The sequence below is a fragment of the Pedobacter sp. GW456-11-11-14-TSB4 genome (assembly GCF_059424425.1).
Genome location: NZ_JBWKZK010000001.1, coordinates 365,966 through 383,743, shown reverse-complemented (window position 1 = coordinate 383,743; position 17,778 = coordinate 365,966). Strand labels below are relative to the sequence as shown.

15 protein-coding genes and 1 pseudogene are annotated in these 17,778 nt (G+C 34.2%); 14 read left to right on the top strand and 2 right to left on the bottom strand.

The window, feature by feature from the left end; genetic code table 11:
* The first annotated feature begins 20 nt into the window (after positions 1–20).
* The 4 genes from AC07XU_RS01815 (at position 21) to AC07XU_RS01800 (ending at position 7,522) form a co-directional block, all read left to right on the top strand.
* On the top strand, positions 21–3,287 hold the full coding sequence (locus tag AC07XU_RS01815) for a leucine--tRNA ligase (RefSeq protein ID WP_494941907.1): 3,267 nt from the start codon (positions 21–23) through the stop codon (positions 3,285–3,287).
* A 250-nt stretch (positions 3,288–3,537) separates the two neighbouring features.
* Positions 3,538–4,047, top strand: a complete 510-nt coding sequence (locus tag AC07XU_RS01810; RefSeq protein ID WP_494941906.1) for an RNA polymerase sigma factor — start codon at positions 3,538–3,540, stop codon at positions 4,045–4,047.
* 2 nt (positions 4,048–4,049) lie between these two features.
* The gene (locus AC07XU_RS01805; protein WP_494941905.1) at positions 4,050–4,697 is read left to right on the top strand and encodes a hypothetical protein; all 648 of its coding nucleotides are present in this window, start codon (positions 4,050–4,052) and stop codon (positions 4,695–4,697) included.
* 410 nt (positions 4,698–5,107) lie between these two features.
* Positions 5,108–7,522 (top strand): TonB-dependent receptor, encoded by a 2,415-nt coding sequence (locus tag AC07XU_RS01800; protein ID WP_494941904.1) that lies wholly within the window; start codon positions 5,108–5,110, stop codon positions 7,520–7,522.
* A 113-nt stretch (positions 7,523–7,635) separates the two neighbouring features.
* Here the strand turns inward: AC07XU_RS01800 and AC07XU_RS01795 are convergent, their stop codons facing one another.
* The gene (locus AC07XU_RS01795; protein ID WP_494941903.1) at positions 7,636–9,738 is read right to left on the bottom strand and encodes a tetratricopeptide repeat-containing sensor histidine kinase; all 2,103 of its coding nucleotides are present in this window, start codon (positions 9,736–9,738) and stop codon (positions 7,636–7,638) included.
* 419 nt (positions 9,739–10,157) lie between these two features.
* On the opposite strand from AC07XU_RS01795, the gene AC07XU_RS01790 reads away from it, so the two are divergent.
* From AC07XU_RS01790 to AC07XU_RS01760, 7 genes and pseudogenes are all read left to right on the top strand, one after another.
* Entirely contained in the window at positions 10,158–10,424 is a 267-nt protein-coding gene (locus AC07XU_RS01790; RefSeq protein WP_494941902.1) for a phage tail-like protein, read from the top strand.
* Positions 10,376–10,705: pseudogene (locus AC07XU_RS01785) on the top strand (OmpA family protein); the annotation flags it as partial. The gene AC07XU_RS01790 and the pseudogene AC07XU_RS01785, both read left to right, overlap by 49 nt.
* Before the next feature lie 23 nt (positions 10,706–10,728).
* Complete coding sequence (locus AC07XU_RS01780; protein ID WP_494941901.1) at positions 10,729–11,091, top strand: response regulator; 363 nt, start codon at positions 10,729–10,731, stop codon at positions 11,089–11,091.
* Positions 11,092–11,157: 66 nt separating this feature from the next.
* Entirely contained in the window at positions 11,158–11,379 is a 222-nt protein-coding gene (locus AC07XU_RS01775; protein WP_494941900.1) for a VF530 family protein, read from the top strand.
* A gap of 55 nt (positions 11,380–11,434) precedes the next feature.
* Complete coding sequence (locus AC07XU_RS01770; protein ID WP_494941899.1) at positions 11,435–12,133, top strand: carboxypeptidase-like regulatory domain-containing protein; 699 nt, start codon at positions 11,435–11,437, stop codon at positions 12,131–12,133.
* Positions 12,134–12,321: 188 nt separating this feature from the next.
* A complete protein-coding gene (locus AC07XU_RS01765; protein WP_494941898.1) occupies positions 12,322–13,056 on the top strand; it encodes a ThuA domain-containing protein in 735 nt (244 codons plus the stop codon).
* Between the two features lie 177 nt (positions 13,057–13,233).
* The gene (locus AC07XU_RS01760; protein WP_494941897.1) at positions 13,234–13,416 is read left to right on the top strand and encodes a hypothetical protein; all 183 of its coding nucleotides are present in this window, start codon (positions 13,234–13,236) and stop codon (positions 13,414–13,416) included.
* Between the two features lie 4 nt (positions 13,417–13,420).
* Here the strand turns inward: AC07XU_RS01760 and AC07XU_RS01755 are convergent, their stop codons facing one another.
* Entirely contained in the window at positions 13,421–14,014 is a 594-nt protein-coding gene (locus tag AC07XU_RS01755) for a Pr6Pr family membrane protein (protein WP_494941896.1), read from the bottom strand.
* A gap of 590 nt (positions 14,015–14,604) precedes the next feature.
* On the opposite strand from AC07XU_RS01755, the gene rpsL reads away from it, so the two are divergent.
* The 3 genes from rpsL to fusA all read left to right on the top strand — a co-directional run bounded on the left by rpsL (position 14,605) and on the right by fusA (position 17,710).
* Positions 14,605–15,018 (top strand): 30S ribosomal protein S12, encoded by a 414-nt coding sequence (rpsL, locus tag AC07XU_RS01750; protein ID WP_008244597.1) that lies wholly within the window; start codon positions 14,605–14,607, stop codon positions 15,016–15,018.
* 16 nt (positions 15,019–15,034) lie between these two features.
* Positions 15,035–15,502: a 30S ribosomal protein S7 gene (gene rpsG, locus AC07XU_RS01745; RefSeq protein WP_494941895.1), complete on the top strand. Its 468-nt coding sequence runs from the start codon at positions 15,035–15,037 to the stop codon at positions 15,500–15,502.
* A 93-nt stretch (positions 15,503–15,595) separates the two neighbouring features.
* Positions 15,596–17,710 (top strand): elongation factor G, encoded by a 2,115-nt coding sequence (gene fusA / locus AC07XU_RS01740; protein WP_494941894.1) that lies wholly within the window; start codon positions 15,596–15,598, stop codon positions 17,708–17,710.
* The last annotated feature ends 68 nt before the right edge of the window (positions 17,711–17,778 follow it).

The window sequence follows — 17,778 nt, the reverse complement described above, 5'->3', positions numbered from 1 at the left end:
ATTTAAGAAAGAGCAATTTAATGGATTATCAATTTAAACAGATAGAGCAAAAGTGGCAAAAATTTTGGGCAGAAAATCAGACTTTTAAAGCCGAAGAAAATTCAGATAAACCAAAATATTATGTTTTGGATATGTTTCCTTATCCATCTGGAGCAGGGTTACATGTTGGTCATCCACTAGGCTACATCGCATCAGATATTTTTGCAAGATACAAGAGGTTAAAAGGTTACAATGTTTTGCATCCAATGGGATATGATTCTTTTGGTTTACCTGCAGAACAATATGCTATACAAACTGGGCAACACCCAGCAATTACTACAGAAGCAAATATTGCTACCTATCGTCGTCAGTTAGATCAAATTGGTTTTTCGTTTGATTGGAGTAGGGAAGTACGCACTAGCGAACCTGGTTATTACAAATGGACACAGTGGATTTTTATGCAATTGTTTAACTCTTGGTATAACCTAGAGACTGATAAAGCAGAAGATATTTCTACTTTGATAGAGAAGTTTAATGCAGCAGGCAGTGCCGATGTAAGAGCTGTGTGTGATGAAGATGTAAGGGTTTTTATGCCGAGTGATTGGGCAACTTTCTCTGACGAAGATAAACAAGTTGAGCTGTTAAAATATCGACTAACTTACTTAAAAGAAAGTACCGTGAATTGGTGCCCAGCTTTAGGTACAGTTTTAGCTAATGATGAGGTTAAGGATGGTTTTTCTGAACGCGGCGGTCACCCTGTAGAACAGAAAAAAATGATGCAATGGAGCATGCGTATTTCTGCCTACGCAGAGCGTTTATTGCAAGGTTTAGATGCCATAGATTGGCCAGAACCAGTTAAAGAAATGCAACGTAACTGGATTGGTAAAAGTGTGGGAGCCTCAGTAAGATTTAAGATTGACGATTTACGATTTACGAATGAGGGGCAAATCGTAAATCGTCAATCTGAAATCGTAAATTATATTGAGGTTTTCACCACCCGTGTTGATACCATTTTCGGTGTTTCTTTTATCGTTTTAGCTCCAGAGCATGAATTAGTACAAAGTTTAACTACTGATTCTCAAAAAGCTGATATCGAAAATTATATTGCACAAACTAAAAAAAAATCAGAGTTAGACCGCATGGCGGATACAAAAACGGTTTCTGGAGCATTTACTGGTAGTTATGTCATCAACCCTGTTAATAATGAATTGGTGCCAATTTGGATTGCCGATTACGTTTTAGCGGGTTACGGTACAGGTGCGGTAATGGGTGTGCCAAGTGGCGATCAACGCGATTGGTTGTTTGCAAAACATTTCAACTTACCAATTATCCAAATATTAGATGGACAGAAAAACATTGATGTTGAAGCTGATCCAACTAAAGAGGGAAAATACATTAACTCTGATTTTATTGATAATTTGGGTTACAAAGAAGCTACTTCTTACTTAAACCATTGGTTAGAAAGAGAAGGAGTTGGTAAGGCTAAAGTTAATTACCGCATGCGTGATGCTATCTTCGGTCGCCAGCGTTATTGGGGAGAACCAATTCCTGTTTATTTTAAAGATGGTTTACCTTATTTGATTAGGGAAGAAGAACTGCCTCTATTATTGCCAGAAATTGATAAGTATTTACCAACTGAAAGCGGTGAGCCACCGTTAGGCAGGGCGGCTGATTGGAAATATAAAGCCCCACCCCAACCCTCCCCAGAAGGGAGGGGGCAGAATGATGCCTACCGAGCAAAGTCCGATCCTGCGTTATATAAACATTTAAAAGAAAACGCTTTAGCGCATAGAGCTGAACCAACAGAAGCTGAAAAAATTCTTTGGCAGTTTTTAAGAGATAACAAAACGGGGTTCAAGTTTAGAAGACAGCATCCAGTTGATCAATTTATTGTTGATTTTATTTGTTTAGCAAAAAACCTCGTGGTGGAAGTTGACGGTGGTTATCATCAGCAAATAAAAGAAGAAGACCAACAAAGAACTGAAATGTTGGCTCGTTATGGATATGAAGTTATTAGGTTTTCTAATGATGAAGTGATTGGCGACACTGATTTGGTTGTGCGCAAAATTGAGCAGAAACTTGCTTCATTGCAGGACTCAAAAGTCCTCCCTTCTGGGGAGGATTTAGGTGGGGCTGAATATGAATTGAGCACCATGCCGGGTTGGGCCGGAAGTAGCTGGTATTGGTACCGCTACATGGATGCACAAAATAACTGCGATTTTGCCTCAAAAGAAGCCATTGCATATTGGAAAGACGTTGATTTGTACATTGGTGGTTCTGAACATGCAACTGGGCATTTGTTGTACAGCCGTTTCTGGAACAAATTTTTGAAAGATTTAGGTTATGTAAATGAAGAAGAGCCTTTTAAAAAGCTGATTAACCAAGGGATGATACAGGGTAGAAGTAACTTTGTTTATCGTGTGGTTGATGAACAAGGAAAAGGTACAAATACTTTGGTTTCTTATGGTTTAAGGAAGGATTACAAGACTTCTGCTCTACACGTTGATGTAAATATTGTTGAGAATGAAATCTTAAATATCAACAAATTTAAAGAGTTTAGACCAGAGTTTGCCAATGCAGAATTTATCCTTGAAAATGGCAAATACATTTGTGGTGTTGAAGTAGAAAAAATGTCTAAATCAAAATTTAATGTGGTTAATCCAGATGTTTTGATTGAGAACTATGGTGCAGATACCTTGCGTATGTACGAGATGTTTTTAGGCCCGTTAGAGCAAAGTAAACCATGGAACACCAACGGAATTGAAGGGGTATTTAAATTCTTGCGTAAGTTTTGGCGCCTTTTCCACAATGACCAATGGGTTTTCCATGTAGAAGATTCTATTCCAGAAAAGGCAGAGTTGAAGGCATTGCATAAAATCATTAAAAAAGTGCAAGATGATGTTGAGCGCTTCTCGTTCAATACATCAGTTTCTAGCTTTATGATTGCGGTTAATGAATTAACTGATTTAAAATGTAAAAATCGCCAAGTTTTAGAAGATTTAATAGTTGTGCTTTCGCCTTACGCACCACATATTTGCGAAGAGTTATGGTCGTTATTAGGCAATAAAGATTTATCAACTACACCTTACCCTAAATTTAATCCTGCCTATTTAGAAGAAGCAGAGTTTGCTTATCCAGTTTCTGTAAACGGTAAAATGAAGATGAATTTAAACCTAAGTTTAAGCTTAGAGCAAGATGAAGCCATCTCAACCGTATTGGCAAATGAACAAGTTCAAGGTTATTTAAACGGGGCTACTCCTAAAAAAATCATCTTTGTAAAAGGCAAGATTGTGAATATTGTGATATAGATATGAGTGGTGAGATGTGCGATATGAGATATGTTGCACAAATACCTCCAACTACAGCCACAGATTTAATCATAAATCTGTGGCTTTTTGTTTTAATAGCTGTTCTCAGTGAATTTATCCTTTCTGATTTAATAACTTTGTGTTCTTAGTGTCTTTGTGGCTAAAAATAAATCATCACGAAAATATTTTTTACATTCCCTGTGATATTTCTGACCTTGTTGCGAATAATAAGGGAAAGACGATTTAATTAATGCAAGCTACAACCCAAACTTCTCCAGAATTTTTAAACTTAATTGAGGCTAATAAGCGCATCATATTTAAAATATGTAACGCTTACTGTCGCAATGCGGATGACAGAGAAGATTTAGCACAAGAAATCATCTATCAATTATGGAAATCGTGGAATAGCTTTAATCCGGAATATAAGCTTTCTACTTGGATGTATCGTATAGCCTTAAATGTAGCCATCTCATTCTATCGAAAAGTGTCAAAATCAGCATCAACAATTACATTGGGTGATCATCTAATTGAAATAGCTGATGAAAATTTAGATGAGGGTTTAGAAAGTAATTTGAGCGCTTTGCAACAATTTATTAACGAATTAAATTCATTGGATAGAGCATTGATGATCCTTTATTTAGAGGAAAAAACCCACAAAGAAATGGCCGAAATTATTGGGATTACCACAACAAATGTGGCCACCAAAATTGGAAGAATTAAAGAGCAATTGAAACAGAAATTTTCACAAAAAGAACTTTAGAAATGGAAGATATAGAAATTATTAATTTATGGAAACAGTACGACGAAAAGTTGGAGAAAACGATATCTATTAACCATAAGTTAATTACAGAATTACAGCAGCAAAAAGCTAAAAATGCATTAAGGCCAGCAAGAAATTATAAGGTGATAGCCATTTTAATTGGTTTAGTTTATGCAGCTTTAATTATTTATTTTTTGTATCATCTACATCCTATTGCAACGATTTTTATAAATATTTCGGTTGCTATTCATTTGATAGTTACGTTGCTAGCAGTTGCAATGTATGTTCATCAAATTGTATTGATTAACCAAATTGATTGTACAGAGAATATAGTGGATATGCAGTATAAAATGGCCAAACTAAAAAGCGCTACCTTAAAAGTTATTGGGGTGTGTTTTTTACAATTTCCGGTATTTGCAACTTGGAATATTAATTTAGAGTTAATAAATGAAAGGCCACTTGCTTTCTGGTTTATACAGGTTCCAATCGTTTTAATTTTCACATTTATTGGCATTTGGTTCTATAGAAATATAAACATTAACAACATCGATAAACGTTGGTTTAGAATGATGTTTTGGGGGTCAGAATGGCAATCTATTTTAAAAGCGGGTAAGTTTTTAAAAGAGATAGAGAATTTTGAGAAAAACTAGTCAGTTAACGGTTAACAGTTTTCGGTTGAAACTCTCAGTTTCCTATCGAATCACAACTTACGGTTTGAAGCTATGCAACCTTAAATAGTTGTATTAACTGCTGTTTAATAAACCGGATTGAAATGAAAATCCTTTTGGTCTGTCATCCTGAGCGTAGTCGAAGGAAAAGACAAAAAGATTGAAATGGAAAGCCGGACTGACTTTAATTTGTGTAGCAAATTGCTTTTCTAATTGATAAAAATAGCTCCCATCTTATCTCTTCCTTATTACACCTATTCCATTCGCCGATTGATTTTTACCATTCGCGGCTAGATTAATTCAAGTGGTCTAAAATTTATATACATCGATTGTAACAAAAACTACATTTGTTATACTAATTAACAAACAAAACAAAACAAACAAATCATACAATGAAAAAAGTTCTACTACTACTGTGTTTAGGTTTAATTTTCACGATAGGTGCCAAAGCCCAATTTCCGGGTATGGGTGGTGCACAAAAGCCATCAGTAACTGGTCGTATCACAGCAACAATTATCGATTCGCTAACCAAACAACCAGTTGATTATGCTACGATTTCTTTAGCAAAAACAAAAGATGGCAAGACCGTTAATGGAGGTGTAACAGATGAAAAAGGTAAGCTAGTATTGCAAAACGTGGCTGCTGATGAATATAAACTATCGATCGGTTTTATAGGTTATAAATCTAAAACCATTATAGTAAAAACAACTTTGGCTAAGCCAGATATGAATTTAGGAACGGTTGTACTTGTGCCAACTGCTAACGTGTTAAATGAAGTTACGGTGCAGGGTACAAAAGCCATTATTGAAAATAAGATTGATAGAATGGTTTATAACGCAGAGGCTGATGCTACAAATGCTGGTGGCGATGCTACAGATGTGATGCGTAAAGTGCCAATGCTTTCGGTAGATGTGAATGGTAATGTACAATTACGTGGTGGTGCAGTTAGGGTTTTGATTAACGGTAAACCATCTGGTACTATGGCAAATAGCGTAGCTGATGCATTAAAAATGTTGCCTGCTGAGCAAATTAAAAGTGTAGAAGTAATTACTAGTCCTTCGGCTAAATATGATGCAGAGGGTTCTGGTGGTATTATCAATATCATTACCAAAAAATCTAATGCACAGGGCGTTAGTGGTAGTGTAAATACTTCAGTTGGTACTCGCCAAAATAATGGATCTTTTAACTTAACTGCTAAAACAAATCGTTTAAGTGTAAACGCTGCTTTAGGAGGTAGTTATGCCTATCCGCAAAATAGCAGAGTGTCCTTTTTAAATGAAACTGCTGGTACTACCACTTTTCAAGATGGTTTTTCTAAATGGGCTCGACCAGGTTACAACGGTAGTTTTGGTGTAGATTATGATATCAATGCTTATAACAATATCAGTTCTACAATAAAATACAATCACTTTAACAATGGTGGTCCGGGTGAAGCGAACATTAACATTAACGGATTGGCTTTGCAGAATATTTCTGACATGGATATGGGCTTTAACAACATGGATTGGAATGTTGATTACAAGCGTACATCTAAAAGAGCAGGGGAGGAGTTTAGTGTTTCAGGACAATTATCTCAAGGTAGAAATACAACCGAATTTAGTAATATTTTAAGAACAGCCGGAATACCAGATATTATAACTGCGAATGATAACGTGGGTAAAAACAATGAATATACTTTGCAAACAGATTATATTTTGCCTATTACTAAAAAAACTACATTAGAAACAGGCTTAAAAGGAATTGCTCGTAACATTGCCAGTGATTATACACAGGCGGCACAAGATTTTGATTATAACCAAAATGTTGGTTCTGCTTATGGTGTTATTGGTTTCGATTTAACCCAAAAAATTAAGTTTAAAGGCGGTTTAAGAGCTGAGTATACTGATATTAGTGGTGTGTTTGCAAATAGCTTACCAATTAAAAATGATTATTTTAACTTGTTTCCAAGTGCTGTAGTTTCGCAAACCTTAAAGGATAATAAAACAACCTTAAAGTTAAGCTACAACCGTAGGGTACAACGTCCGAGTTTGTTTTATTTGAACCCTTTCCGTAACGAGTCTAATCAGTTTAGTGTATCTGAAGGTAATCCAAATTTGGATCCAGAAATTAGCGATAACTACGAGTTTGGCTATTCAACATTCATTAAAGGATCTATTATTAACGCTTCGGTATTTTACCGTAGAACTGGAGATGTGATTGAAAGTGCGATACAGCCAATTACCGAAAATGGTGTTGATAAAGTATTAACAACATTTATTAACGTTGGTACTTCAGAAACTGTAGGTCTAAATGTTTTTGGTTCTTACAATCCGATGCCAAAATGGACATTAATGACAAATATTGGTTTAAATACTTACCAAGTAAAAAATAATTTTACAGGTGTAAATACACCAACTTTCTTAAATTATAACTGGTTTTTAAGATCTGCAACAACATTTAATAAAGGCTTAAGTATCGAATTTTTTGGCGTGCTAAATTCACCACGTAGAACTTTCCAAGGTAAAACCGATGCGATGGTATTTTATGGCGGAGCAATCAAAAAAGAGATAATGAAGAAAAAAGGATCAATCGGTTTAAATACTTTAAATCCTTTTAATAGAGATTTACATATCAAAACAGTAAACACTACTGGAAATACGTTCCAAAGTACAAACATTTACTATCCGTTACGTTCATTCGGGGTTAACTTTAGCTATTCATTCGGTAAGCTAAAATTCACAGAAAAGAAAAAAGTTAAAAACGATGATGTTAAGCAAGGAGAGCAACAAGGCGGTGGACAAATGGGTGGAATGGGAAATGGTAAATAATCTTAAGCGATTAAATTAGAGTAATCAATAATTTTAAAATGCCCTCAGGAAGTTAAATACTTTAGGAGGGCATTTTTTGTTGAACTGATTTATTATGTTTTATTGCTCGGCAATTAACCTTCATTTAACGCTTCTAAATTATCGTTTGGAAATATGATAAAGAATGAGGTGCCAACATTTTCTATGCTTTCGAAAGTTAATTGTCCACCATGTGCCTCAATAATTTGTTTAGATATTGAAAGGCCGAGGCCATAAGATTGTTCACCGCTTGTCCCTTCTCTCTTGATATCTTCGCTAGCTGTAAAAATTCTATCTTTTAAGTGATCTGGTATTCCAACGCCATTATCTTTCACAGTAATAATTACTTTTTCTACATTGGTTTGCAAAGAAACATTAATTATACTATCTGGTAAACTGAACTTAATAGCATTATTAATCAGATTACTCATCACTCTCCAAATCTGCTCTCTGTTAAGGGCTAAGGTAATTGGCGAGCCATCAAATACTATTGATTGATTTTTATCTTTTGCTTTATATTGTAACTGCGTTGTGCAGTAAGTTAATAATTCATCTAAATCAACTGGTTCAGTTTTTAACCCTGTAGAATCAGATTCTTTTTTCAGGATATCATTAATGAATTTCAAAGAGTCGGAACCAGAAGTGTTAATAAGTGAAATTACTTCCATATCCTCTTCAGATAAATTATGCTCAGCAATCATAAAACCAGAAAGTCCAACAATAGCAGCCATCGGACTTCGCAAATCATGAGTAATTATTTGCATTACCCTTGTATTTTCTTCATGACTATCTTCTAAAGATTTTAGTGTTTTGTGCAGATATTCATTTTGCTGAAACATTTTTTTGTTAACATCATTTAAAATTACATTCGTTTTTCTTGATGATTTAATATTTCTGTATAAAAACACAATGAATAATAGGCAAAGAAGAGCGACGCTAGAAGTAAAAATGAGGTATACATTGCTTAAAGTTTTATCTTTTTGTAATAAGCTAAGTTCATACTCTCTCTGAAGCGCATAAAATTCTTGCTCTGCATTTGTAAGGATCAAATTTGCTTCTTGCTTATTCCTTTTTTCTTCGAGATTTAAATAGTTGATGAGATGAGTTTCAGCTTCTTTTTTTAGATTATTGATTTCTGAAAAATTGTACATCAATAACTGCCATTCTTCTTCGGCTTTAGTATTTGGTAAAGTATCTAAACCAATTCTTATTTGCGCTAAAATCTTTCTGCTTTTGTCCCAGTTTCCTAAATCAAAATTTGCCCTTGCTAATTGTATCTTTGTAGTTTGTGCATGACGTTGCTCTTTTCCAAATGTTTCATTAAGTTTAACAGATTTCTCAAAATAAGCAGCAGCTTTAGCTTTCTTACCACTAAGCATATTTAACTCGCCCAAATTATAGTAGAAAACACCCTTGGCATCTAAAATGTCTCTTTTTTCATTCGGTGATATGCCATTATAAGTATCAAGTAAGGCAAGTCCTTTTTGGTAGCAATTTTGCGCACTGTCTAATTTGTTTATTTGTGCATAACTCATTCCTGCATTACTTAATGCCCCTTGTAAAATCATGAAATTAGTAAACGAAAAGCTACAGGTACTGTAATCTTGGTAAGCTTTCATAAATAAGGAGGCAGCTGCAGCAAAACTTTTTTGTTTGTAGTTGAGTAGGGCAAACCTATTTTGAAAAACGCCTTGATCGCATTTGCTTAATTGATCATCTGCTAATAATTTGCCTTTGTAGTAGAACTTATAAGCCTCATGGTAATTTTTTAATTCGAAGAGGATATCACCCTTGGTAAAATAAGACATACATAGTTCATATGCATATTTATTTGCTCGCTCATGCTTTTCCACAAGTAAAATGGCACTATCAATAAAAACATTAGCTTTTTTTAAACGGGAGGAATCATAATTCAGCCTAGCTATATTGTAGTTTGCCTGGCTAATAAAATTGAAGCGTTTCCATTTATCGCCAGTATTAGGACTGGTAATTTGGTAAAATGAGGAGTCAATAAATCTTATAGCTTTTTCAGGCTTTCGTATATCTATTGTTTTTTGAGCCTCTTTAATTTGAAGATCAAATTCATTAGAAAATTTTTCTGATTCTGGATCAGAAAAATTGCAGGAGATAAAAGATAAAAAACCTAAAATAAAGAGAGATTTGCCAATTGCAAGCAAATATTTGGAGCGGATGATCATTAATTCACGAATATACTCATTTACTTATGTTTCAGCAAATTAATTAGATTTTATGCTCCGAACTTCGTTGTAAAATATCCGGTTTCAATCTTAATTAATTCTTTCGTCACTAGTATATAGTTGATTATGAGCAATCGGTTGCATTCTTACGATATAAATTAATTTTAATATTTATGTTTTTCTAAATTGAAAACTTAAAAACGAGTATAGTTTAATGTTTTAAATATTGATTTTTTCTGATATCAATAATTGCGACCGATTTATTTCCCCTATTGGGGAATTTTAACCCTATTATTAATGTGAGACATCTACTAAAAATACCAAGAAATAGCTATAAATACCCTATTTATGATATGGTACATGCTTTGATTAGTTCATGAAAATATTATTTCAATTTAAGAAATCATTAAAAGTAGAATATGACCATTTATACAAAAAAAATTGCACTACTATTTATAATTGCAGCATTTGCCCAATTTGCAAATGCTCAGGTTAAGGTGGGTGATAATCCAACTTTAATTAATAAGGGATCATTACTTGAATTAGAAAGTAGCAATAAGGGCTTATTGTTTCCAAGAGTAAATCTTACTAATACCACAACTTGGAGTTTAGCAACATCAAGCACCCCTGTTGCAGGTATGATTTTGATAAATCTAATATTAGACCAGATGCTGCAAAAGAACTAGATAAATTGGTTAAAATACTAAAGGAAAATCCAACTATATGGATAGAATTAGGTTCACATACAGATAGCAGAGGTAAAGATCAATATAATCAATGGTTGTCTCAAAATAGGGCCAATTCTGCTGTTCAATACATTATAGACCAAGGCATTGATAAAAGTCGTATTACTGCAAAAGGATATGGAGAAAGTGTTTCAGTAAACGAATGTACAAATGGGGTTAAATGTTCAGAAGAAGATCATCAATTAAATAGAAGAACCGAATTTAAAATTGTTAAGCAATAATTTTAATCCTACTTATCAATTTGATGAACATCCTTATTGCTGATGAAAGTAGATTAAATCGAGTGCAGTTAAAATCTTATATCCATCACATTTGGCCCTATGCCATTGTTTATGAGGAGAGTAATTTAGATGCGGTTATTGTTGATGTGTTTGATCAGAATTATGATTTATTGATCATAGACATTGGTATTCCAGGAAATGAGTATATAAAAGATTTCCTTAAACAAGCCGTTAAATATACTAAGGTTATCTTATTTTCAGATACTGACAATGATGAGGTTAAAATTGGATGGCTAAACGATACAGCCGTTGATGCTTTTTTAAGGAAATCTTCAAGCAAAGAAAATATCATAAGCACTTTAATGTTTGTGTTAAGTGATGTATAAAAATTGTGTACTATAGTTATAAATTGTAACTCTTTGTACTTTGCAGTAATCGGTTTAACTTTGTGAATGGAATTGAAAGAGCAAAAAAATAATCCCTTACATGGTTTAACCTTGGAGTTTATTTTAAAACAGCTTTTTTTTCATTATGGCTGGGAGGAGTTAGGCAACTTGGTTAAAATAGCTTGTTTTAGAAATGATCCATCTATGAAATCTAGCTTAAAATTTCTTCGAAAAACCGAATGGGCTAGAAAAAAAGTAGAAAAATTATATTTAAATACCTTTCATTAAAACATTGAAGGTTTAAAAAAAGTTACTTAAGTATATTTAGTTTAGCCCTAAAATTATGAAAGTAGCCATTAACATCTTCTTGCTGTTTGTTTTAGTTCAGTATAGTTTAAAAGCCCAAGAAACTATAAAAGGACAGGTTTTTGATCAAGTATCCAAAAAAGGTTTAGAGAAAGTCTCCATATTAAATAAAAATACAAGACTATCAACAGAAACTGATGCCAATGGTAACTTCACGATTTCGGCAAAAATTGGTGATGTAATTATCTATCAATTATTAGGCTATCAAACCGATACAGCCTTACTTGTAAATTCAAAAAAAGTAGAAAGATTTCTTAGGTCTACTTCAAATACGCTAAATACGGTCAATATATCTGGCGAAGTAGATTTAAAAACTCAGTATGCGGATGTTTATAACAAAGCAAATCCAATACTGCTTACACCCGGAAGAGGACTAAGATTTTATCCCTCAAGTTTTTTTGGTAAAGAAGGTAAAAATGCCCGCAGGTTAAAGAAAATTATTGAAAATGATGAGGTTGAGAAAGAAATTGATAAAAGATTTAATGCGGTTACCGTATCAGCTCTTTTGCCATTAAAACAACCAGAACTCGATGCCTTTTTGGTCTTATACCGTCCTGATATTAAATTTGCGGTTAATGCAGATGCAGATGATTTTAGGTTTTATTTGCTAGAGGCTTACGAAAAATTTAAAGCCTTACCAACAGAACAAAAAACTTTGCCTAAGCTTCAGAATTAAATCGCTTCAGTTTGATTGAATATTCTCCAAACAATCAATATAGTTTGTAATAATAAAATTTTTCGTCATAAAAAATATTGCTTCTAAATTGCTAATTAGCTGTATTTAAGATATTTTTAAATTTAGCTAACAATTTTTAGCGCAAACCTAAAATACATTTCATAAATTAGTCATTCAAATATGAATGTATGAAAAAAGGTTTGTTTTTAACTTTGATGCTTATAGTGTCACATTTCTGCTTTGCAGCTGCGGCATATGATTTACCTAAAAAAGATCAATCTGTACTGGTTTTTTCGTTAACAAAAGGTTTTCATCATGCTTCAATTAACGAGGGTATAATTGCCTTGTTTAAGTTAGGTGAGCAAAATAATTTAAAAATAGACACTACAACAAACGTTTTATCATTCAATACCCAAAACCTAAAACAATATAAGCTTATTATTTTTCTAAATCCAACAGGAACTAATGTATTTAACGATGCTCAAAAAGAAGCTTTCAAAACTTTTATAAACTCTGGTGGCGGTTTTGTTGGCATACATGCAGCTACAGATTTTAGTTATGAGTGGGATTGGTATGGAAAATTAATCGGAGGTTATTTTGAAAGTCACCCTAAAATACAGGAAGCAAAATTAGAGATTGTAATGCCAAAAAATAAGCTTGTTAAGGGTTTGCCTAGTCCTTGGTTGCATAAAGATGAGTGGTATAATTTTAAAAACTTAAACACTGGGGTTAAAGTGCTAATTAAAGCTGATGAAAATTCATATACTGGTGGTAAAATGAAAAATGACCATCCCGTTAGTTGGTATCATTTGTACGATGGAGGAAGAGTTTTTTACACCGCCTTGGGTCATACAAAAGAGTGCTATTCAGATCCGGTTTTTCTTAAACATTTATTGGCAGGTATTAAATGGGCAATTAATTAATTGTTTTTGGGCGTTTCCCAATACCGATGAAAAATCGGTGAAGGGTCGGGCTTTGCAGGGCTTCGCTTCGCTACGGTACCGATGAAAAATCGGTACGAACCCCTTTAATCCCTAACGCAAACCAAAGCGTTTAGGTTTTGTTGTATAACTTAGAAGGATTAATAAAAATATTTGATCATGATAAGGATAAATGAGCAAACTGAAAACGAAGTTTTGCAAGATTTAAAGGTTGGCGATTTAGTAACCGATGGATTTAGTAAAACTGGTTTAATAGAAAGTGTTGAAACTACAGATGATGGATTATATAAAATTTTCGAAATCTATTTAACAACTGGTAGGGTAATTACCACCAAACGATAAAGTATCATAATTTTTTAGTGCCTAATTTATTAAACCATACCATTATTGTTGCAAAACCCAAAAATGCCAATACAACAAAAAAAGCATTGATAAAAACTTGTTGATATCCAAATTGAGCAACATCTAGAAATGGGTAAGGGTACCAATTTACATAATGCCCTCTAATTAATGAGTAGAACAGGTAATGAAAAGGAAATATCGTCCACGCTAGAATATTTTTGTAATTCAATGTGTTTTTGCTTGTAAAAATGATCCAGTAAATTAAATACAGTATAGGTACAATAACATGGAGTAAGTTATCTGCAATTAATTGCCATCCTTTTGGCTCCCAAATACCTCTAAGTATTAAATTATAAACTAAGCCTACTATTAAAATGTATAATGCAATGGCCGATTTGGTTTTTGGTGATGAAAATACCTTCCCTAAATTTGTTTTTGCTGCGAATAATGCTACTATTAAACTTAAGGCCACTAACAAATTACTTAAAATTGTGAAATAACTAAAATAGTTAAATACGCTATCTTTTAGTATAATGAATTGTAGTGTTAAAGCAAACCATGCTGTGATCATGATTACGATTTCTAAGTACTTTTTCATTGCCACATTATTAATAACATAAATATAGGTTAATATTTTTTTGTAAAGGTATGATTAGAAGCTATTCCCGTGGTATGTTGCACACAGAGCACTTATGTTAAACTTTCACAAACTCTTTCATTTCTTCTAAAAGCTTGTCAAAGTAGGCGATTTGCAACTAGTGTTTCTTAAACAGGTTTTTGTTCTCTAAACCCGATATACGTGGAAAGCGAGTGTGATTCTGAGCGCTTGCCTGCCGCGGCAGGCAGTCGAAGACATCACGAGCTTGCAACATTAGCGGGGCTGAAGTAGCCAATTGGTACTGTCATTCTTTTTCAAAACCTTACTGTATTAATTTGTTAATGGTTTTATAACTAAAGTATAATATAGTTTTGTGATTGGTTTGATTGCTTCAGCTGCATAGTAAACGATGAAAAGTAAATATTTGTCTTAGTGTTTATCGCTTAGTCTTTTAGCTTCAAAAAAAATCTCTCCCAAACACTTGATTATCACAAATTAAGTTCATACTTTTGCAGTCCCTTAATGTGGCCGTGTTATAGGCTGGCGATTAAGGAGTTTTTAAATAAAATAGCAAAAACAAAAAGCAAGAAATGCCAACCATTCAACAATTAGTTAGAAAAGGTAGAGTAGCACTGGAGTTCAAGAGTAAGTCTCCGGCGTTGGACAGCTGTCCACAGCGAAGAGGTGTATGTACACGTGTATATACTACTACCCCTAAAAAACCAAACTCAGCAATGCGTAAAGTTGCCCGTGTACGTTTAACCAATGGAAAAGAGGTGAATGCCTATATCCCTGGAGAAGGTCACAATTTACAAGAGCACTCAATCGTGTTGATTCGTGGTGGTCGTGTTAAAGATTTACCAGGTGTACGTTACCACATTATCCGTGGTGCATTAGATACATCAGGTGTAGCTGGTCGTAACCAACGTCGTAGTAAATATGGTACTAAGCGTCCTAAACCAGGGCAAGTAGCTGCAGCACCAACAAAAGGAAAGAAAAAATAATTAGGAGGAAACAGAAATGAGAAAATCAAAACCAAAAAAGAGAATTATTCTTCCTGATCCTAAATTTAACGATGTTCAGGTTACAAGATTTGTAAATAATATGATGTACGATGGAAAAAAATCTATCGCTTACTCTATCTTTTATGATGCAGTAGAAATTGCAGAACAAAAAGCTGGCGAAAGTGGATTAGAAGTTTTCAAACGTGCTTTAGTAAATATCAGCCCTGCTGTAGAGGTTAAATCTCGTAGAGTTGGTGGTGCAAACTTTCAGGTACCTACAGAGGTAAGACCAGACCGTAAAATTGCTTTAGGCATGAAATGGTTAATTACTTACGCTCGTAAACGTGGTGAAAAAACGATGAAAGAGAAATTAGCAGGCGAAATCGTATCGGCAGCTAAAGGTGAAGGTGCAGCAGTTAAGAAAAAAGAAGATACGCATAAAATGGCTGAGGCTAACAAAGCGTTCTCTCACTTCAGATTCTAAGATAAAATGATTGAATGAGTGAATTTTGAATGATTGAATTGGTTAATTCCTATTCAATCATTTCTCATTTACATCATTCGTTAATTCAAAAATATGTCAAGAGATTTAAAATTTACAAGAAATATAGGTATTGCTGCTCACATTGATGCGGGTAAAACTACAACAACAGAGCGTATTCTATATTATGCAGGTGTTAGTCATAAAATTGGTGAGGTGCACGAAGGTGCTGCAACAATGGACTGGATGGCACAAGAGCAAGAGCGTGGTATTACCATTACTTCTGCTGCAACAACAGTTAACTGGAACTACAGAGGTAGCAAATACCATATCAACATTATCGATACACCAGGACACGTGGATTTTACCGTAGAGGTAAACCGTTCGTTACGTGTATTAGATGGTTTGGTATTCTTGTTCTCTGCAGTTGATGGTGTTGAGCCTCAATCTGAAACTAACTGGCGTTTAGCTAACAACTACAATGTTGCTCGTATTGGTTTCGTTAACAAAATGGACCGTTCTGGAGCTGATTTCTTAAAAGTTGTTAAGCAAGTTAAAGATATGTTAGGTTCTAATGCAGTTCCATTGCAATTACCTATCGGTGCTGAAGATTCATTTAAAGGTGTGGTTGATTTAATTAACAACCGTGGTATTGTTTGGAATGAGCATGATAAAGGTATGACCTTTACTGAAGTGCCAATTCCGGAAGATATGTTAGATGAGGTTGCAGAGTGGAGAGAAAAATTATTAGAATCAGTAGCTGATTATGATGAGACTTTGATGGAGAAATTCTTTGAGGATCCTAATTCAATTACTGAGCGTGAAATTTTAGATGCTTTACGTGCAGCTGTATTAGATGCTAAAATTGTACCAATGGTTTGTGGTTCATCTTTCAAAAACAAAGGTGTACAAACTATGCTTGATTATGTGATGGAATTATTGCCATCGCCTATGGATAGCGAAGGTGTTGTTGGAACTCATCCTGATACTGGCGAAGAAATTTTGCGTAAACCATCAGAAAAAGAGCCTTTTGCAGCTTTAGCATTTAAAATTGCAACAGATCCTTTTGTTGGTCGTTTATGTTTTATTCGTGTTTATTCTGGTAACCTTGAAGCTGGATCTTACGTATACAATGCTCGTTCTGAAAACAAAGAACGTATTTCTCGTATTTTCCAAATGCATGCAAACAAGCAAAACCCAATTCCGAATGTAGGTGCTGGAGATATTGCGGCTGTTGTAGGTTTTAAAGATATTAAAACAGGTGATACACTTTGTGAAGAGAAAAATCCAATCATTCTTGAATCAATGAACTTCCCTGAGCCAGTAATTGGTTTAGCAATTGAGCCTAAAACTCAGGCTGATGTTGATAAATTAGGTATGGCTTTAGGTAAATTAGCTGAAGAAGATCCTACATTTAGAGTTCAAACTGACGAAGAAACTGGTCAAACAGTAATTTCTGGTATGGGTGAGCTTCACTTAGATATTTTAATTGACCGTTTAAAACGCGAATTTAAAGTAGAAGTTAACCAAGGTGCGCCACAAGTAGCTTACAAAGAAGCAATTTTTGGTACAGCTGAACACCGTGAGGTTTATAAAAAACAATCAGGTGGTCGTGGTAAATTTGCTGATATTAAAGTAGTAATTTCTCCAATTGATTCTGATTTCGAAAAAGGTGGTTTACAATTCATAAACGAAATTACAGGTGGTTCAATTCCACGTGAATTTATTCCTTCGGTAGAGAAAGGTTTTGCATCAGCAATGACAAATGGAGTATTAGCTGGTTATCCACTTCCTGATATGAAAGTACGTTTGATTGATGGATCATTCCACGCAGTCGATTCAGATGCTTTATCATTCGAGCTTGCTGCTCGTATGGCATATCGTGAGGCTTTACCTAAATGTAAGCCAACTTTGATGGAGCCAATCATGAAAATCGAAATCTTAACTCCTGAAGAAAACATGGGTGACGTTATTGGTGACATGAACCGTCGTCGTGGTCAGCTTTTAGGTATGGATACTCGTAATGGAGCTCAAGTAATTAAAGCTACTGTGCCTCTATCAGAAATGTTTGGTTATGTAACTCAGTTACGTACAATTACTTCTGGTCGTGCAACTTCTACAATGGAGTTTGATCACTACGAAGCAGCGCCTAAAAACGTACAAGACGAAGTGATTGCAAAATCAAAAGGTAAAGTAAAATCTGAAGATTAGTATCGAGATATAAGTATCAAGTAGCAAGATTGTAATGGTCTTGATACTTGATACTCAATACTTGCTAC

What these genes read in the sequence shown, in the direction of transcription:
- rpsG (WP_494941895.1), top strand. Translation starts at nt 15,035, where the DNA reads ATGAGAAAATCAAAACCAAAAAAGAGAATTATTCTTCCTGATCCTAAA.
- AC07XU_RS01810 (WP_494941906.1), top strand. Translation starts at nt 3,538, where the DNA reads ATGCAAGCTACAACCCAAACTTCTCCAGAATTTTTAAACTTAATTGAG.
- AC07XU_RS01805 (WP_494941905.1), top strand. Translation starts at nt 4,050, where the DNA reads ATGGAAGATATAGAAATTATTAATTTATGGAAACAGTACGACGAAAAG.
- AC07XU_RS01775 (WP_494941900.1), top strand. Translation starts at nt 11,158, where the DNA reads ATGGAATTGAAAGAGCAAAAAAATAATCCCTTACATGGTTTAACCTTG.
- AC07XU_RS01770 (WP_494941899.1), top strand. Translation starts at nt 11,435, where the DNA reads ATGAAAGTAGCCATTAACATCTTCTTGCTGTTTGTTTTAGTTCAGTAT.
- AC07XU_RS01760 (WP_494941897.1), top strand. Translation starts at nt 13,234, where the DNA reads ATGATAAGGATAAATGAGCAAACTGAAAACGAAGTTTTGCAAGATTTA.
- AC07XU_RS01780 (WP_494941901.1), top strand. Translation starts at nt 10,729, where the DNA reads ATGAACATCCTTATTGCTGATGAAAGTAGATTAAATCGAGTGCAGTTA.
- AC07XU_RS01765 (WP_494941898.1), top strand. Translation starts at nt 12,322, where the DNA reads ATGAAAAAAGGTTTGTTTTTAACTTTGATGCTTATAGTGTCACATTTC.
- AC07XU_RS01795 (WP_494941903.1), bottom strand. Translation starts at nt 9,738, where the DNA reads ATGATCATCCGCTCCAAATATTTGCTTGCAATTGGCAAATCTCTCTTT.
- fusA (WP_494941894.1), top strand. Translation starts at nt 15,596, where the DNA reads ATGTCAAGAGATTTAAAATTTACAAGAAATATAGGTATTGCTGCTCAC.
- rpsL (WP_008244597.1), top strand. Translation starts at nt 14,605, where the DNA reads ATGCCAACCATTCAACAATTAGTTAGAAAAGGTAGAGTAGCACTGGAG.
- AC07XU_RS01815 (WP_494941907.1), top strand. Translation starts at nt 21, where the DNA reads ATGGATTATCAATTTAAACAGATAGAGCAAAAGTGGCAAAAATTTTGG.
- AC07XU_RS01800 (WP_494941904.1), top strand. Translation starts at nt 5,108, where the DNA reads ATGAAAAAAGTTCTACTACTACTGTGTTTAGGTTTAATTTTCACGATA.
- AC07XU_RS01755 (WP_494941896.1), bottom strand. Translation starts at nt 14,014, where the DNA reads ATGAAAAAGTACTTAGAAATCGTAATCATGATCACAGCATGGTTTGCT.
- AC07XU_RS01790 (WP_494941902.1), top strand. Translation starts at nt 10,158, where the DNA reads ATGACCATTTATACAAAAAAAATTGCACTACTATTTATAATTGCAGCA.